The organism is Rhodococcus sp. DMU2021 (assembly GCF_019641445.1).
Lineage (GTDB): Bacteria > Actinomycetota > Actinomycetes > Mycobacteriales > Mycobacteriaceae > Rhodococcus > Rhodococcus pyridinivorans.
Genome location: NZ_JAIFKB010000002.1, coordinates 216,657 through 232,483 on the forward strand (window position 1 = coordinate 216,657; position 15,827 = coordinate 232,483).

Genomic DNA, 15,827 nt, shown 5'->3' on the forward strand with positions numbered 1-15,827 from the left:
CATCGGTCTCGTTCGTTGTACGGCCGGACACGCAACGCAGCCGTAACACGAAGTTGATGCAGCGGGGTCGATTCGACTCATCACGCTGTGTGCGCGATGGGCGTGGGATCCGACGCCGTCGTCGACCCGGACCTGCGGGTCCACGGCGTGGACGGAATGCGCGTCGTCGACGCCTCCGTCATCCCGGTGCTCCCGTCGTGCAACACCAACGCCCCCGTGATCGCCCTCGCCGAGCGCGCGGCCTCGCTGATCACCGGAACCGAGAGGAGACTGTCGTCTGGGACTACGAGAACGGCGCCGCCGGGCCGGAGAACTACTTGGAGACGAAGACGGTGTGCTTGTCGATCTGACCGTCGGTCGGGGCCCCGAGGTATGCGTGCGTCGCTTCGAACCGCGATTGAAGGTACTCGCCGGCCCCGATCGGTGGATGGATCGGCTCCGCGCCCGGTTCGACACAGGTCGGGATCGCCTCGATCACGGCGTGGTAGTCCGGGGTGACGAAATAGGGCAGCGAATAACGGTGTCCGTGTGTGGGATTCAGCACCCGATGGCGGGTGGAGACGTAGCGGTGGTTGGTCCACCGGGCGATCATGTCGCCGAGGTTGACGATCAGCGCGTCGGGCGGGGTCACGACGTCGATCCATCCGCCGCCTCGCGCGGCGACCTGCAGCCCACCGATGTCGTTCTGGGCGAGCAGTGTCAACGAGCCGTAGTCGGTGTGGGGCGCGACGCCGAGTGTGGTATCGCCGACAGGAACGGGTGCGTAGTGCAGCATACGGAGCGACCCGAGCGGGTCGGTGAACATCGGCACGAAGGCGTCGGCGTCGAGGCCGAGAGCGAGTGCGAGACCGCGCATGAGGTGGGCGTTGATGTCCAGACACGCCTTCGCGTACTCGTCGGCGACACTCTTGAAGTCGGGCATCAGCGAGGCGGGCCACTGTGCCGGACCGTGCAGCGGCGTACCCGCCATCACCTCCGGATGATCGGCCGCACGGTCGGTGGTGATGTCGAGGGCCTCCTTGCCGTCGGCTCCGACGGTGGGGTCGAGTGCCTCGGTCTTCGGCGGCACATATCCGCTGTGACAGGTGGATCTCGCGATGGCGATCTCCATCTTCTCCTCGAAAGGCAGCGCGAAGAAGCGCCGCGCCTGCTCCATCGTCGCCGCGCGGAGGTCGGGGTCGAGTCCGTGACCGGTGACGACGAAGAACCCGAGGTCGGTACACGCGGCGTCGAGCGCGCCGACGACGGCGTGCGGGTCGCTCCCGTCGCGCAGCGGACGCAGATCGATGAGAGGCAGGGCTTCCATAGGTGACTCCTGGACAGAGCGGACGGGTGATCGCTCCGAGTCAACTCCTGCGATACTGCGGATCCGTCTCGCTGAGGTGAGGACCGTGTTACGGGTTCCCGGACCGCGCCCCGACGCAGAGCACCGGGCGAGCCGGATCGAGGAAGTCCGACGGCGACCGTCCGAGCGACGCGATCCTGTTCCGGCACTGCATTCTCCGTCGGCATCACGAACTTCATTCCCTTCCGCCGCCCGAAACACAATCGTCATGAATCGGACACGACCGCTCAACTACCAACCTGGATCGTCTCGACTCGACACATAGCGATTACTCGGAAGGCCCCACCGTATGGTGACAGCAACTTCGACCGCGAGCATCACCACCACTGCGGGAGTGACAGAATCGGTTCCCGCCGAGGGCGTCGTGATGCGCGGTATCCACCGGTCCTTCGGTGAGAACACCGTCCTGCGCGACGTGTCGTTGCATGTGCGCCCCGGCGAGGTCTACGCACTGCTCGGCGAGAACGGCGCCGGCAAGTCGACCCTGATGCGCATCCTCACCGGGCTTCTCCCGCCCGACTCCGGTTCCATTGCGGTGGACGGAGAGTCGCTCATCGACGGAGGCCGGGAACGGATCGCGATGGTCCACCAGCACTTCATGCTCGTGCCGAGCATGACGGTTGCGGAGAACTTCCTGCTCGGCCGGTCCCGCGGAGTGATCGGCCGGAAGCGCCTGCGGCGCAACGAAGCCGAGATCGCCGCCCTCGCGAAGAACACCGGTCTCGCCTGCGACCCCACCGCACGCGTGGAGAACCTGTCGGTCGGCGAGCAGCAGCGCGTCGAGATCCTCCGAGCCCTGCACCTGGGCGCCCGTTACCTGCTGCTCGACGAACCGACCGCGAATCTGGCTCCGGCCGAGGTGCACTCACTGCTCGCACAGGTCCGCCGACTCGCCGCCGAACGCGGCGTCGGGATCGTGCTCATCACTCACCATCTGGAAGAGGTCCTCGAGGCCGCCGATCGGGTCGGTGTGCTGCGGGGAGGACGGCTCGTCGCCGAACGCCCCATCCGCGGGAACGGCGCCGAGAGGGTCACCACCGCCGAACTCGCCCGCGACATGGTCGGCCGTGAGGTCGGGCTCGGTATCCGCCGTGCGGCCACCGAACCGGCCGGGAACCGGATGCTCGAACTGGTCGGTGTGTCCGTCCCCGGTCAGTTGCACGACGTGACCCTGCGGGTCGCATCCGGGCAGCTCGTCGCCGTCGCCGGAGTCGAGGGCAACGGCCAGTCCGCCCTCGAGGACGTCCTGTCCGGGCTCTCCCCCGACTCCACCGGTGCGGTGGTCGTCGCCGAACGGGAGATCGACTCCTCGTCCCCCCGCGCGATGCGCGAGGCCGGTGTCGGCATCGTCCCCGCCGACCGCTACACCCGGGGACTGATCAAGTCGTTGGGAATCGACACCAATCTCGCGATCGACAGCTACACCGATCCCCCGCTCGCCCGTCACTGGGGCCGCCTGTCGCGGGCAGCCGTCCGCGAACGCGCCGAGCGCATCATCGCCGCCCTGTCGGTCAAGGCCCAGAGCCCGCGCACGCTCGCCGGCACCCTGTCCGGTGGGCACGCCCAGCGCGTGGTGCTCGGCCGGGTCCTCGACGGTGAGCCGGACGTCCTCGTCGTCGCCCAGCCCACCCGCGGTCTCGACATCGGCGCCACCGAGTTCGTCTGGGACACGCTCGTCGACCATCGCTCCCGGGGCGCCGCGATTCTGCTCATCTCGTCCGATCTCGACGAGATCTGCAGCCTCGCCGACAGGATCGTCGTGCTCTACCGCGGACGGATCGTCGCCGAGTTCGACGAAGGCCCGTTCGACCGCGAAGCCCTCGGCTCGGCCATGGGCGGATTCCAGGAGGCCGCAGCATGACCGCCACGCTCAGCCCACCGGTGACGACGCCACCCGAGCCGCCCACCGCGTCGCGGATCCGGAGTCTCACGACCACTATCGGGGTGCCGCTACTCGCCGTCGCCGTCGGTCTCGCGGCGGGCGGGATCCTCATCGTCCTCGCGGGCGGTGATCCGGGGCAGGCCTACGCGACGATGCTCGACGCCGCTCTCGGCGGCGATACGCAGCTCGGCCGCCTGCTCACGGGTATGACGCCGCTCGTCCTCATGGGTCTCGGCTACGCGATCGCGTACCGCACCGGCTTCATCACCATCGGCGCGCAGGGCCATTACGACGTCGGCGCGATCACCGCGACGGCCGTGGTGCTGAGCATGCCGTTGGGGACGAGCTGGATCGCGATCCCGATCGTCGCCGTCACCGCCGCGGCCGCAGGTGCGTGCATCGGCGGCATCGCAGGCGTGCTGAAGGCGCGGCTCGGGGTCAACGAGATCATCTCGTCGCTCATGCTCAACTACCTCGTCTTCTACACATTGGCGTGGGCGGTGCGCAAACCCCTCGCCAATCCCAACGGTTTCACCCCCGAGTCCGAGCGCATTCCCGACTGGGCCGCACTCGCGACGATTCCCGGCACCCGCATCCACATCGGTGTGTTCGTCGCGATCGCGGCGGTGCCGCTGGTGTGGTGGCTCATGCGTTCGACCCGGTTCGGTTTCGCGTCGCAGATCGTCGGTGGGAGCCCGAGCGTCGCCGAGGCCAATGGCATCTCCGTCGCCCGCACCGTGGTCACCTCCGCTCTGATCAGCGGCGCACTCGGCGGTATCGCCGGCGCGATCATGTTGCTGGGCAGCGAGTTCCGACTGTCGCTGGCGATCTCCTCCGGGATCGGGTTCACCGCGATCGTGGTAGCACTGCTCGGGCGTCGCAATCCGTTCGGCATCGTGCTCGCAGCAGCATTGGTCTCCGGGCTGACCCTCGGCAGTCAGGCGGTGCAGCGTACCCAGGAGATCCCCGCGTCCATCGGCACCGTCGTCCAGGCAGTGATGATCCTGACGGTGCTGCTCGCCAACCGAATCGTGGAGCGTGCTCGATGAACTGGTCCGATGTCCTGGGCGCCGGTGCGCTCGTCCCGCTGTTCACCGCTGCGCTGCGGCTGGCGGTGCCGATCATCCTCGCCGCCGCCGGCGCGTGCCTCGCCGAGCGCTCGGGGCTGATGAACCTCGGTATCGAGGGACAGATGATGGTCGGCGCGATCATCGCGTTCGTGACGGTGTACTACACCGGGCAACCGATGCTCGGCGCCGCCACCGGCGCCGCCGCGGGCCTCGTGATCGCCGCGATCGTCGGCTACCTGACGATCACGATGGCCGTCGACCAGATCATCACGGGGATCTCGGTGGTGATCCTCGGGACCGGACTCGCGTCCTTCCTGTACCTGCAGGTGTTCGGCATGACCGGTACACCGCCGCGCATCCAGGGCACCATTCCCCTCGACCTTCCGGTGCTGTCCGACCTGCCGGTGCTCGGCCCGATCGTGTTCTCGCAGTCCCCGCTCGTCTACCTCGCGCTCGCACTCGTCGTCGCCCTGTGGTGGGTGCTCACCCGCACGGCCTTCGGCCTGTCGATCCGCGCGGCCGGGGAAAGCCCCGAGGCCGCCGACTCGGTGGGCGTCTCCGTCCCCCGCACCCGATGGAGCACGCTGCTGATCTCCGGCGCCGCAGCAGGTATGGCCGGCGCGCTCGTCATCGACAGCCTGGGCTTCTTCCAGGACGGCATCACCGGTGGTCGCGGCTGGATCGCGCTCGGTGTCGTCATCCTCGCCCGGTGGAATCCGCTCGGCGCCATCGTCGGTGGCTTCATGTTCGGTCTCGTCGACGCCTTCCAGCTGCGCGTACAGGCCGCGTCCGGTGGACAGGCCACGTCGGTACCGTACGAGCTGTTCCAGGCCATGCCGTACGCGGTGACGTTGCTCGCGGTCATCGCCACAACCGTGTGGTTCTCGCGCAGCAATTCCCCGAAGGCGCTCGGCATCCCGTTCGTGCCCGCGAAATAGCTTTCCGTCAGCTTTCCCGTCAGTCCCGGGGTTCGCAGTCGCGAGCCCTCCCTTCCCCGAGGAGAACCACGTGAAGAAATTGGGTACCGCTGTGGCGGCCGCCGCCGTCGTCGGAGCCGCCGTGACCGGGTGTTCGAGTTCCGACCCCGGTGGGAGCGGCTCGGCCGACGGGGTCGTCAAGGCCGCGATCATCACCTCGGGTCCGGTCAACGACGTCGGCTGGAACCAGGGCATGGTCGAGGGCGCCGAGAAACTCGAAGCGGAAGGTCTTATCGACCTGACCGTGGTGCAGCAGGATTCGGGCGCGACCTCGGAGCAGATCGCCCAGATCGTCACCGACCTCGCGGAGGACGGCAACCAGCTCATCGTCGGCCACTCGTTCAATTACGGCGAACCCATCAAGGGCATCATCGCCGACTACCCCGACGTGCTGTTCGCCTATCCCGGCGGCTTCGGCGACATCACCGCCAACCTCGCCGACTACAGCCAGCCGTTCTATCAGGGTTCGTTCCTCACCGGCATCCTCGCCGGCGACCTGACGGAGACCGGCATCCTCGCCGGCACCGCCGGTTTCGAGATCCCGGTGTGCAAGGCCCAGATCGAGGCGTTCGCCGACGGCGCGCGCCTGACCTACAAGGGCCCCGGTGAGATCCAGTTGCGTCCGTCCTACATCGGCGGATGGTCCGACGCGGCGGCCCAGACCATCGAGGCCGTCAACGCCCTCGTCGACCAGGGCGCCGACCAGTTCTCCACGTGCGGTGTCGACGCGGCCACCATCGAGGGCGCCAAGCAGCGCGGCGTCGGCGTCGCCGGCTACACGATGGATCAGACCCCGCTGGCACCCCAGAACGTCGTCTCCTCCGTCGTGTGGAATCTCGACGAGGTCCTCCGCGCGATGATCGCCGACGTCGAGGCCGGCAACGTCGACCCGGCGAAGTACTACGAGGTGGACATCACCGAAGGCGGCCTGGACGTCGTCATCAATCCGGCCTTCGCCGACAAGATCTCGCCCGAGGCGATGGCGCTGTTCGAGGAGTACCGCGAGAGGATCATGGCCGGCGAGTTCGAGGTCGAGTACAAGGGCGGCGACTGACCCGGAGCACCTCCTGTAGAACGAACGAGACCGACCTTGTGCGCGATTTCCCACCGGATTTCGCACACAACGTCGGTCTCGTTCCGTAGCTTCGACCTTTGTGAAGATCCGACCTATGTTCGGACGCGCTCCGCGCACCACTCCACCAGCGCCGCCGCGAGGTCGTCGCGGGCGGACAGCTGTGGCGCATGGTCGGACTCGAGCGACACGACCTGCGCACCCGGGGTGAGGCGTTGCATCCCCCGTTGGGTGACGAGGGGAACCGAACGATCCAGTGTCGCTTCGACGTACAGGCGTGGCAGGCGCCCGAATCGTTCCGGTGTCCAGCTGGGCGCCATGAGCCGGGTGGTCTCGAGTTGCGGCACGAGTCGGCGCGCGGCACCGATCGCGTCGGCCGAATCCGCCTCGTGGAAGAACACCGCCGCACCGGCCTCCGGGGGCACGATCGTCCCGCGACCGTCCTCGGTGGGTTCGAGCCATCGCGAGATGCCCACCGGCGATTCGAGACCGATTCCGTCGCAGAGCATCCCGAAGTCGACCCCGGACGGAAGCATCATCCCCGCCACATAGGCGACCCCGGTGACACGCTCGGGTAGCATCTCCGCGACCTGCGTGACGACGATGCCGCCACCGGAATGGCCGACGAGGATCACCGGACCGTCGAGCCCGGTCACCCGATCGGCCACGACCGCGGCGACGTCGTCGAGCGTCACGTCGTCGGCGCCCCACGATCCGACACCGGGCAGCGCCAGCGGGTGCGGGACGTGCCCGGCCCGGCGGAGCGGTTCGAGCAGCGTGTCCCACACCCAGCTTCCGGCCCATGCGCCGTGCACGAGCACGACATGACTCACGCGCGGTTCTCCCCCGTCGCCGCCAGCACACGGGCGGCTTCCCGCACGGCAGCGGTGTTGGCCTTGCCGTGCCGCGACCCGGCGAGCTTCGCCTTGATGTGATCGCGGATCAGGATGGGTTCGTAGGGCTCCGGGCCCGCATACTCGGGCAGCGTGGAGACCACCGCGTCGACGTTGCCGTCGTGGAAGAACGCCACCGAACGACGGCGCCGGATCCTGCCGTCGACGATCGGCGGCTTGACGCGGTGCAGCGTCGACATCCACCGGTCGTCGGTGATGCGGGCGGTGAGATCACCGAGATTGACCAGCAGGGCGCCGGGCAGCGGTTCGACGTCGTGCCAGATGCCGTCGGTGCCGAGCACCTGCAGCCCTGCGACCCGGTCGGCCCACAGCACGGTGACGATCCCGAAGTCGGTGTGCTCGCCCATGCCGGTGAGGTCGCCGTCGAGGTCGACAGTGCCTTCGGGCAGCGCGTAGTTGTTCATGCGCAGCACGTCGATCGAGTGGTCGGTGAGCCGCTCGAAGTAGTCGGGGGCCTGCCCGAGCGCGTCGGCGAAGATCCGGGTGAGGGTCCGCGCGACCCGCGAGGCCTCGGTGAAGTAGGTCTGCACGCGGTCCTCGAAGCCGGGGACGTCGGGCCAGACGTTGAGTCCGTAGTCGTCCTCCGACAGGTCCAGGTGGGGGAACGACCGGGCCTCCACGCCGACGTTGTATGCCTCGAAGAAATCGTTCATACGGCTGGCGGATTCGACGCCGAGGCTCAGGCTCAGCGACTCGCTCTTCGGCGGGCTGTATCCGCGGTTCGCGCCGACCACCCGGTACTGCTGCTTGTCGTCCATCGGCAGACCGAAGAAGTCGTCGAGGGCGCCGGCGAGGCCGTCGACCACCGGATCGGGGATGCCGTGTCCGAGGATCTGGACGAATCCCACACGGCTGCAGGCTTCGTCGATCTCACGGGCGACACGAGAGCGTTCGGCCTCGTCGCCGGCCCGGACGTACGGGCCGATATCGACGGCGGGAACGACGAAGGCGTCAGACGGCGACTGGTTCATGGGCAACTCCGTGGGGAGAGGGGGTGCCGGCCGAGGTGACGGGGGCCGGTGTGCCGGACCGGGACGCGCGAGCCAGTGTCCCGAGACGAGTGTGGTTGAACAGCAGGTTCAACGAGAACGCCGCGATCGCGGCGAGCGTGATGCCGCTGCCGAGCAGGATCTGCGCGGCGGACGGGAAGCGCTCGAACATGCCCTCGGCGAGTTCGGGGAGCAGACCCACACCCACCGCGACGGCGGCGATCGTGGAGTTGATGCGGTCGGACAGGTCCACCGAGCGCAGCGTGTTGATGCCCACCAGGGCGACGGTGGCGAACAGGATCAGGCCGACACCGCCGACCACGGGCTTCGGCAGCGCCGCGACCACCGAGCTCACCTTCGGCAGGGCACCGAGGACGACAAGGATCGCACCCGACGTGGCGGTGACGTAGCGGCTGTAGACCCGGGTGGTGGCCACCGCACCGACGTTCTGGGTGAAGACGGTGTCGACGAAGGCGTTGAAGACACCGGCGAGCACAGCGGACGCTCCGTCGCCGGCGAGTCCGCGGGCGATGTCGCCCTTACTGACGCGCTTGCCGGTGATCTCGGCGACGGCGAGCATGCTCGCGGTGGATTCGGCGAAGACCACGGCCATGACGATGCTCATGGCGACGACCGCGGTGATCGGGAATTCCGGTGCGCCGAAGTGGAAGGGCGCGGGCAGACCCACCCACGCCGAGCCGGCCACGCCGCCGAGGTCGATCAGGCCGAGCGGAACCGCGACGACGGTGCCGACGGCGAGGGCGATCAACACCCCGAGCTGTGCCCAGATGCCGCGCCCGAGGCAGAGGAAGGCAACGGCGACGACGATCACCAGCACGGCCAGGGCGATGTTGGTGGGCGAGGCGAAGGTCGGCGACGACGGGTCGGTGCCGACGATCAGCCCGCCCGCCACGCCGATGAGCGAGATCCCGACGACGGTGAGCACGGCACCGGTGACGAGCGGCGGGAAGAAGCGGATGATCCTGGCGAAGGGCCAGGCCAGGGCGAGACCGACGATGCCGCCGATCAGCATGGATCCGTAGACGGCCTGCAGGCCGTATTCCTTCGCGATGAGGATCATCGGCGTCAGGCCGGCGAAGGTCGCACCGCAGACGATGGGCAGGCGGACGCCGACGAGTTTGCCGACACCGAGACTCTGGACGATGGTGATCAGACCGGCGATCAGCAGGTCGGCGCTGATGAGCATCGCGATGGTGTCGCGGTCGAGTCCGACGGCCGCGCCGAAGACCAACGGGACGGTGATGCATCCGGTGTACATGATCAGGACATGCTGGAGGCCGAACGCGAACTGCCGGAGGAACGGCAGTCGCGCGTCGACGGGGTGCGGTGAGGTCATGTGATCGCTCCCATTTCGGATGCAGTGCTGTATACGGTGCCGGATACAGCTTGGGGGCCGAAGTTTTCGGGCTCGAGTCATCGTGTTTCGTGCGGGTAAGGAACCGCTCACCGCACCCGCGTCGGAGTTAGGTCAGTCGTCCGTTCACGCGCAGGCGGGCGATGCCGCCGTCCGGATAGACGTCGAGCCGCACGAATTCCACCGGCGTCGGCGAATCGACGCGGAAACGGTGCCGGCAGTCCGGGAGCAGCGCGGTGCGCGGCACGAGTTCGACCCAGGACGATTCGTCGGACATCGCGTTCCCGCTGGGAATTCCGCTCAGGCGTGCCGCTCCCGGTGCGTTGCCGACGAAATAGGAGGTGTCGATCTCGACGTGGTCGACGCAGCCCTGCCCCGCGAGGCGGATCACGACGTAGTCGTTGCCGTCGTCGCGGCGACGCGCGTTCTCCCAGCCCTCCCCCATGTGCCGCGAGCGGCCGAGGCCGATGATGTTGCGCGGCGACGAATAGAAACGGTTCGAGCAGGCGACGACGTCGCCACCGTTCTCGAGGGCTGCGAGATCGATCGTGCCCGTGAGAAAGGCCGGGTCCGGACGGGCATGTCCGTGCACGCGGAATCGGGCTACACCGCCGTCGGGAAAGATGTTCAGGCGCAGGTGTGTCCAGCGCCGGTCGTCGTCCACCGCGAAGGCGTTCGCGGTGTCGCCCTTCAGGGCCACGCGATCGAGGACCGGTTCCCACGGCGCGTCCAGCAACTCCTGATCGGTCGGGTATCCGTCGAGGTTCACCCCGTCGACGGATGCGAAGGGCGGGTAGTTACCGGTGAACCAGGCGGTGTCGATCACGACGCCCTCGACGACGCCGGGAACGCCGAGCCGGACCACCGCGAAGTCGTGCCCGGCTTCGCGGCGACGCCGGGTCTCCCACCCGTCGTAGACCTTTCCCTTGTGCCCGAACTCGGACGGATCGAAATCGGGTGCACCCGGCGAGATCAGGTTCTCGCGACTCGCGAAGAACTCGTCGTTCGCGAACACGACGGCCCCGCCCAGCGATCGCGCGGCGAGATCGGGTAGTTGCAGGAAATCTGCTTCGGTCAACGGTTTTCCTTTCGGGAGAGCAGCGCACCACGCGGTGCGGGGTCGGTGGCGTCGAGGGTGACGGTGAGCGGTTCACCGGCGAGCCAGGTCTGCCGCACGACCCCGGCCAGCGCGCGTTCGGCGTAGGGCGTCACGGCGTTGCGGTGGTGCAGCCGCTCCGGGAAGACGACGAAGGCGTCGTCGGGCGCGAAGACACACAGGTCGGCACTGTTGCCCACGGCGATGGCACCGCGGTCGGCCAGTCCCACGAGGTCGGCGGTGCGGCCGGCCATCCAGCGCACCACGTCGACGAGGGTGTGCCCGCGCTTGCGGGCCTCCGACCACACGATGGGCAGTCCGAGTTGCAGCGACGAGATTCCGCCCCAGGCCTCGCCGAAGTCGCCGGTGACGAACTTCTTCAGCTCCGGCAGGCACGGCGAGTGATCGGAGACGATGCAGTCGAGCGTGCCGTCGGCCAGGCCGCGCCACAGCGCTTCCCGGTTGCGGGCCTCACGGATCGGCGGGCAGCACTTGAAATGTGTGGAGCCGTCGAGGATCTCCTCGCTGAACAGCGACAGATAGTGCGGGCAGGTCTCCGCGGTGACGGGCAGGCCCTCGGCCTTCGCCGCGGCCACGAGCGGAAGGCTTCCCGCATCCGACAGATGCAGGATGTGCACGCGGCACCCGGTCTGCCGCGCGCCGTCGATCACCTGGGCCACGGCACGGGACTCGGCGACCGGTGGTCGCGAGTACAGGAAGTCGTCGTAGCGCGGTCCGGCCGGTGGGTCCTGCGCGTCGAGGGTCGGTCCGTCCTCGGCATGCACGATGAGCAGGCCGCCGAAGCCGGCGATCACGCGCATCGCCTCGATCATCTGCTCGCGGTCCAGCGGCGGGTACTCGTCGAGACCCGAATACGCGAGGAAGCACTTGAATCCGTACACCCCTGCGTCCCAGAGCGGTTCGAGATCGGCGAGGTTACCGGGAATCGCACCGCCCCAGAATCCGACGTCGACGGTGACCTGCCCGTCCGCGACCTTCTGCTTCACCTCGAGGGCCGCCACGTCGACGGTGGACGGGATGGAGTTGAGGGGCATGTCGACGATCGTCGTCACTCCCCCGGCCGCGGCGGCACGCGTGGCCGTCGCGAAGCCCTCCCATTCGGTGCGGCCGGGTTCGTTGACGTGGACGTGCGTGTCCACCAGGCCGGGGAGCAGCACCTCGTCGTCGGCGAGGACGGTCTCCCGCGCACCGGTCGGAGCGGCACCGTCGTATTCCTCGATCGCGACGATGCGGCCGTCGCGCACGTGGACGGCGCAGCTGCGTTCCTCGTCCCCCACCACAGCGCGTCGCGCGCGGATCACGGTGGTCATCGCGTCACCGCCGTCGGTCGACCCGCGAGCCGGGCCAGGTGGTCGAGATTCGTGCCGGTGCGATCGCATACTTCCTTCTCGGTGAGAGCTCCGCAGCTCGTTCCCCGCAGGAGGAAGGCGGCGAGAGCACGGGCGGTGGCGGGTTCGTCGAGATACCCCGACGACAGGGCCGGGTCGATGTAGGCCGCGACGCGTCCCGCGGCGGTGGACAGCGACCGGCGGTAGAACGCGAAGGTCGCGGCGTAGCGGGTGGGCAACTGCGCCGGATGCAGGTCCCAGCCCTGGTAGAAGCCGCGGCGCAGCGACCGGTCGATCAGGCGGGCGTGCAGTCCCCATGCCGCGCGGATCTCGTCGCGGGTGCCGACGGGAAGGCGATTGGTGGACCCATCGGACAACCGCACCCCGGTACCCGCTGCCGCGACCTGCATCGTGGCCTTGGCGTGGTCGGCGACGGGGTGGTCCATCGCTTGGTACTCGGCGGCGATGTCGCACGCGGCCGAGTAGTCGTAGGTGCCGTAGTGCAACCCCGAACAGCGCCCGTGGGCCGCTCGGATCATGGTGGCGACGGCAGCGGTGCCGTCGGGGCCGCAGATCGCCTGCGGCGTCTCGATCTGGATCTCGAACCGCAGGGACGCGGCGAGCGAGTGGGTGGCTTCGAGATGTTCGCAGACCGTCACCATGGCGGCGACCTGCTCGGGCGCGGTGACCTTGGGCAGTGTGACGACGAATCCGTCCGGGAGAGCGCACTTTCCGGTCAGCTCGGCGACGAAGGTGTCGAGCGTGCGGAGACCGCGGCGCCGGGTGGCGGCCTCGAAGGACTTGAACCGGATGCCGACGAAGGGTGTCGCGGTGGGATCGGTCGCCAGCGCGCCGGCGGCGCGGGCGATGTGGGCGTCCTCGTCGGCGTCGCGTTCGTGCTCGGGAATGCCCGGGCGGGTGAACCCGTCCTCGAAGTCGATGCGCAGATCCTCGATCGGTTCGGTGCGCAGTTTGGCCTCCACGAGCGGGAGGACGGCTTCGGCGAGTTCGGGTTCGATGCCGGTGACCGCGGCGAGGTCCGCGGGACCGTCGATGTGGGTGTCGAGGACGTCGAGCGCGTCGGCCCCCCACCGCGCCACGATCCCGGCGTCGTAGCGGTCGGCCGGGACGTAGACGGTGTGCACCGGTTGGCGGGCACCGTCGGTCCCGGGATAGGTCGCGGCGTATGCCGCGTCGGTGTCCGCGAGCTGCGCGTCGAGCGCAGCCGCAAGCCTGTGCAATCCTGTCGGCACCCGAACTCCTGTCCTGTATCCACGGCTGTATACGTCGTGGTGCGCCGACGTTATCGGCGCCAGGTCATGTGTTCGGTTAACTGCGGTTACGGGCCCGTTACACATCTGCCGGGGCGGTGTTCGTCCTCGGCTGAACCCGGTCCGATGCCGCCGGATCGACGGCACAATGGTCGGCATGGAGCCGGAGCAGGGTCGTGTGATCGATTTCGCCACCGCCGCGAAGGCGGCACGGGCGACCGCCGCGAGGGCGGCACGTGCGACCGCCGCGAACGCGGCACGGACTCCCGTGCGGGGAGCCGACGGCACCGAACCCCGTCTGCTCCGTCAGATCTACGGTGAGATCCTGCGCGACGAGCGTCGCGATCAGGACCGCAGCCTCGAGGACGTCGCCCGCACGGTCGGGATGTCGAAGCAGTACCTGTCGGAGGTCGAACGTGGGCGCAAGGAGGCATCCTCCGAGGTGCTGCGGTCCGTGTGCGATGCGCTGGATCTTCCGATGGAGCAACTGCTCGCGCGCGGGATCCGCCGGATGACCGCGCACCGCACACTCCGGACCACGGGTCACGCCGGCGTCGAGTTGTGCGCCGCGTGACGGTGCAACTACGTCACAGTGTGACCACGTGACGGGTCATCCGTCCCGGTCGACGATGACGTGATCGGCCAGGCCGTAGGCGACCGCCTCCGCCGGTGAGAAGATTCGGTCCCGGTCGGTGTCGCGGCGCAGTTGGTCGATATCTCGTCCGGTGTGCGCGGCCAGGATCTCCTCGGTCTGGGCCCGCACCCTCATCACCTCCGCTGCCTGCAGGGCCAGATCGGAGATGGTGCCCTGCCCCTGCGCCGACGGCTGGTGCAGCAGCACCCGCGAATGAGCGAGCACGTGCCGACGGCCGCGCGCTCCGGCCGCGAGCAGCACGGCGGCCGCCGACGCGGCCTGTCCCATGCAGTAGGTCGCGACCTTCGGGCGCAGGAACTGCATGGTGTCGTAGATCGCGAGCATCGCGGTGGACGATCCGCCGGGTGAGTTGATGTAGAGGCCGATCTCCCGATCGGGGGATTCGGCCTCGAGATGCAACATCTGCGCCATGATGACGTTGGCGACCCCGTCGTCGATCTCGGTACCGAGGAAGACGATGCGTTCGTTGAGCAACCGGCTGAAGACGTCGAACGACCGCTCCCCCGCCGGTGTGCGTTCGATGACGTTGGGGATCGTGTAGGTGCTCATCGTCCCAGTCCCATCTGCCGTCCCGTGGCGAACGGCGCCAGTTCGGCGAGCGAGCCGACGACGGTGTCGACGATGCCGTACTCGCGTGCCTGTTCGGCGGTGAACCACCGGTCGCGGTCGCTGTCGCGTTCGATCTCCTCGAGCGAATGTCCGGTGGCGTCCGAGAGGATCTGCTGCGACTGCAGTTTCATGTATTCGAGATTCTCGGCCTGGATCGCGATGTCGACGGCCGTCCCCGAGAATCCGGCCGAGGGTTGGTGCATCATGATCCGGCTGTGGGCGAGGCTCGCGCGTTTGCCCTTCGTGCCCGCCGCGAGCAGGACCTGCCCCACGCTGGCGGCGAATCCCGCTGCCACGGTGACGATGTCGTTGGGAACGAGTTGCATCGTGTCGTAGATGGCGAGGCCGGCGAAGACCGATCCGCCCGGTGAGTTGATGTGTAGGACGATGTCGCGCCGGTCGTCGGCGGAGGCGAGCAGGACGAGTTCCGAGCACACGCGCTCGGCCATCTCGTCGTCCACCTCCCCGGTCAGTCGCAGGATGCGCTGACGGAAGAGTCTGTCGGCCAGTTGGTCCCGGTACGAGAGTGGTTCGGTGGTCGTCATGCAGCCAGCCTGACCCCGGACGGGCGCGAACCGGCGGTTCGTCTGCTCACGGCAGACGGACCGGTCGTTCCGGCAGATCAGTCCCCTGCGGATCGGACGGCGCTGATCACCGCCGCGACGAGGACGGCCAGCAACAGGATCACGAGCAGGACCGGTCCGAGCAGCAGCACCAGCACGATCAGGACGGCCAGTCCGATCTTCGCCTTGGTGCTGAGTCCGGAGATCAGCCCGCCCAGTGCGGCGAGGGCCGGATTGCGGCCTTCCAGCGCGGCCCGGATGCCGGCGAGGACCGCCTGCAGTCCCACGCCGCCGCTGGTGACCTCGCCGAGGAGCGAGTCCACCCATCCGCGGATCTTCCGGGTCAGTCCCGCCCCGAGCCCCCGGAACCCGCCGAGCGCGGTACGGACACCGGTCCGCAGCGCATCCTTCAGCCTCTCGAGGAGCGATGTGGGTTCCGACTGTGCCTGCTCGGTTCGTGGCCGCTCACGTGCGGGGCGGGTCGGTTTCCCTGCCCGGGCGTCGTTCGCCGGTGGACGCGGTCGTCTCTCCTTCGGAGGCGCCGGCTTCACACGAGAGCGGGGCGTGGCGTCCGAACGGGTCGATGTCCGAGTGGTCGATCGGGATGAGGTTCGGGTCGAGGTGCGCCGCGAGCCGGTTCCGGGGTCGCGGTCCCGACGC

15 protein-coding genes and 1 pseudogene are annotated in these 15,827 nt (G+C 68.6%); 6 read left to right on the top strand and 10 right to left on the bottom strand.

Annotated elements, in window-relative coordinates:
- Nucleotides 1–87: 87 nt before the first annotated feature.
- Nucleotides 88–219, top strand: a pseudogene (locus K3M35_RS04370) (GMC oxidoreductase); the annotation flags it as partial.
- Between the two features lie 94 nt (nt 220–313).
- On the opposite strand, the gene K3M35_RS04375 reads toward K3M35_RS04370, so the two are convergent.
- Nucleotides 314–1,306, bottom strand: a complete 993-nt coding sequence (locus K3M35_RS04375) for an isopenicillin N synthase family oxygenase (protein WP_006550608.1) — start codon at nt 1,304–1,306, stop codon at nt 314–316.
- Between the two features lie 328 nt (nt 1,307–1,634).
- On the opposite strand from K3M35_RS04375, the gene K3M35_RS04380 reads away from it, so the two are divergent.
- The 4 genes from K3M35_RS04380 to K3M35_RS04395 all read left to right on the top strand — a co-directional run bounded on the left by K3M35_RS04380 (nt 1,635) and on the right by K3M35_RS04395 (nt 6,328).
- Nucleotides 1,635–3,206, top strand: coding sequence for an ABC transporter ATP-binding protein (locus tag K3M35_RS04380; protein WP_064060645.1), 1,572 nt, complete (start codon nt 1,635–1,637; stop codon nt 3,204–3,206).
- Nucleotides 3,203–4,276: an ABC transporter permease gene (locus K3M35_RS04385; RefSeq protein WP_006550610.1), complete on the top strand. Its 1,074-nt coding sequence runs from the start codon at nt 3,203–3,205 to the stop codon at nt 4,274–4,276. Before K3M35_RS04380 ends, K3M35_RS04385 begins: the two co-directional genes overlap by 4 nt.
- Nucleotides 4,273–5,235: an ABC transporter permease gene (locus K3M35_RS04390; protein WP_006550611.1), complete on the top strand. Its 963-nt coding sequence runs from the start codon at nt 4,273–4,275 to the stop codon at nt 5,233–5,235. Before K3M35_RS04385 ends, K3M35_RS04390 begins: the two co-directional genes overlap by 4 nt.
- A gap of 70 nt (nt 5,236–5,305) precedes the next feature.
- Nucleotides 5,306–6,328, top strand: a complete 1,023-nt coding sequence (locus tag K3M35_RS04395; RefSeq protein WP_228044946.1) for a BMP family protein — start codon at nt 5,306–5,308, stop codon at nt 6,326–6,328.
- Nucleotides 6,329–6,441: 113 nt separating this feature from the next.
- Here K3M35_RS04395 and K3M35_RS04400 read toward each other — a convergent pair whose 3' ends face one another.
- The 6 genes from K3M35_RS04400 to K3M35_RS04425 form a co-directional block, all read right to left on the bottom strand.
- A complete protein-coding gene (locus K3M35_RS04400) occupies nt 6,442–7,179 on the bottom strand; it encodes an alpha/beta fold hydrolase (RefSeq protein WP_064060646.1) in 738 nt (245 codons plus the stop codon).
- Complete coding sequence (locus K3M35_RS04405; RefSeq protein WP_019288017.1) at nt 7,176–8,231, bottom strand: isopenicillin N synthase family oxygenase; 1,056 nt, start codon at nt 8,229–8,231, stop codon at nt 7,176–7,178. The genes K3M35_RS04400 and K3M35_RS04405 overlap by 4 nt, the downstream gene beginning before the upstream one ends.
- A complete protein-coding gene (locus K3M35_RS04410; protein ID WP_019288016.1) occupies nt 8,212–9,606 on the bottom strand; it encodes a uracil-xanthine permease family protein in 1,395 nt (464 codons plus the stop codon). Before K3M35_RS04410 ends, K3M35_RS04405 begins: the two co-directional genes overlap by 20 nt.
- Nucleotides 9,607–9,733: 127 nt before the next feature.
- Nucleotides 9,734–10,702 (bottom strand): allantoicase, encoded by a 969-nt coding sequence (alc, locus tag K3M35_RS04415; RefSeq protein ID WP_019288015.1) that lies wholly within the window; start codon nt 10,700–10,702, stop codon nt 9,734–9,736.
- Nucleotides 10,699–12,051 (bottom strand): allantoinase AllB, encoded by a 1,353-nt coding sequence (gene allB, locus K3M35_RS04420; protein WP_160874867.1) that lies wholly within the window; start codon nt 12,049–12,051, stop codon nt 10,699–10,701. Before allB ends, alc begins: the two co-directional genes overlap by 4 nt.
- Nucleotides 12,048–13,322 carry an aldolase gene (locus K3M35_RS04425; RefSeq protein WP_220666037.1) on the bottom strand — a complete coding sequence of 425 codons (1,275 nt, stop codon included), beginning with the start codon at nt 13,320–13,322 and terminating at the stop codon, nt 12,048–12,050. The genes allB and K3M35_RS04425 overlap by 4 nt, the downstream gene beginning before the upstream one ends.
- A gap of 166 nt (nt 13,323–13,488) precedes the next feature.
- Between K3M35_RS04425 and K3M35_RS04430 the strand changes: the two genes are divergently transcribed.
- Complete coding sequence (locus tag K3M35_RS04430; protein ID WP_217580024.1) at nt 13,489–13,914, top strand: helix-turn-helix domain-containing protein; 426 nt, start codon at nt 13,489–13,491, stop codon at nt 13,912–13,914.
- Between the two features lie 36 nt (nt 13,915–13,950).
- Here the strand turns inward: K3M35_RS04430 and K3M35_RS04435 are convergent, their stop codons facing one another.
- The 3 genes from K3M35_RS04435 to K3M35_RS04445 all read right to left on the bottom strand — a co-directional run bounded on the left by K3M35_RS04435 (nt 13,951) and on the right by K3M35_RS04445 (nt 15,490).
- Nucleotides 13,951–14,544 (bottom strand): ClpP family protease, encoded by a 594-nt coding sequence (locus K3M35_RS04435; protein ID WP_160874873.1) that lies wholly within the window; start codon nt 14,542–14,544, stop codon nt 13,951–13,953.
- Nucleotides 14,541–15,149 (bottom strand): ClpP family protease, encoded by a 609-nt coding sequence (locus K3M35_RS04440; RefSeq protein WP_220666038.1) that lies wholly within the window; start codon nt 15,147–15,149, stop codon nt 14,541–14,543. The genes K3M35_RS04435 and K3M35_RS04440 overlap by 4 nt, the downstream gene beginning before the upstream one ends.
- 77 nt (nt 15,150–15,226) lie before the next feature.
- Nucleotides 15,227–15,490, bottom strand: a complete 264-nt coding sequence (locus K3M35_RS04445) for a hypothetical protein (RefSeq protein ID WP_229567498.1) — start codon at nt 15,488–15,490, stop codon at nt 15,227–15,229.
- Nucleotides 15,491–15,827: the final 337 nt, after the last annotated feature.

Coding starts and splice junctions, on each gene's coding strand:
- K3M35_RS04385 (WP_006550610.1), top strand. CDS start 3,203: ATGACCGCCACGCTCAGCCCACCGGTGACGACGCCACCCGAGCCGCCC.
- K3M35_RS04430 (WP_217580024.1), top strand. CDS start 13,489: ATGGTCGGCATGGAGCCGGAGCAGGGTCGTGTGATCGATTTCGCCACC.
- K3M35_RS04375 (WP_006550608.1), bottom strand. CDS start 1,306: ATGGAAGCCCTGCCTCTCATCGATCTGCGTCCGCTGCGCGACGGGAGC.
- K3M35_RS04440 (WP_220666038.1), bottom strand. CDS start 15,149: ATGACGACCACCGAACCACTCTCGTACCGGGACCAACTGGCCGACAGA.
- K3M35_RS04435 (WP_160874873.1), bottom strand. CDS start 14,544: ATGAGCACCTACACGATCCCCAACGTCATCGAACGCACACCGGCGGGG.
- K3M35_RS04390 (WP_006550611.1), top strand. CDS start 4,273: ATGAACTGGTCCGATGTCCTGGGCGCCGGTGCGCTCGTCCCGCTGTTC.
- K3M35_RS04405 (WP_019288017.1), bottom strand. CDS start 8,231: ATGAACCAGTCGCCGTCTGACGCCTTCGTCGTTCCCGCCGTCGATATC.
- K3M35_RS04380 (WP_064060645.1), top strand. CDS start 1,635: ATGGTGACAGCAACTTCGACCGCGAGCATCACCACCACTGCGGGAGTG.
- K3M35_RS04410 (WP_019288016.1), bottom strand. CDS start 9,606: ATGACCTCACCGCACCCCGTCGACGCGCGACTGCCGTTCCTCCGGCAG.
- allB (WP_160874867.1), bottom strand. CDS start 12,051: ATGACCACCGTGATCCGCGCGCGACGCGCTGTGGTGGGGGACGAGGAA.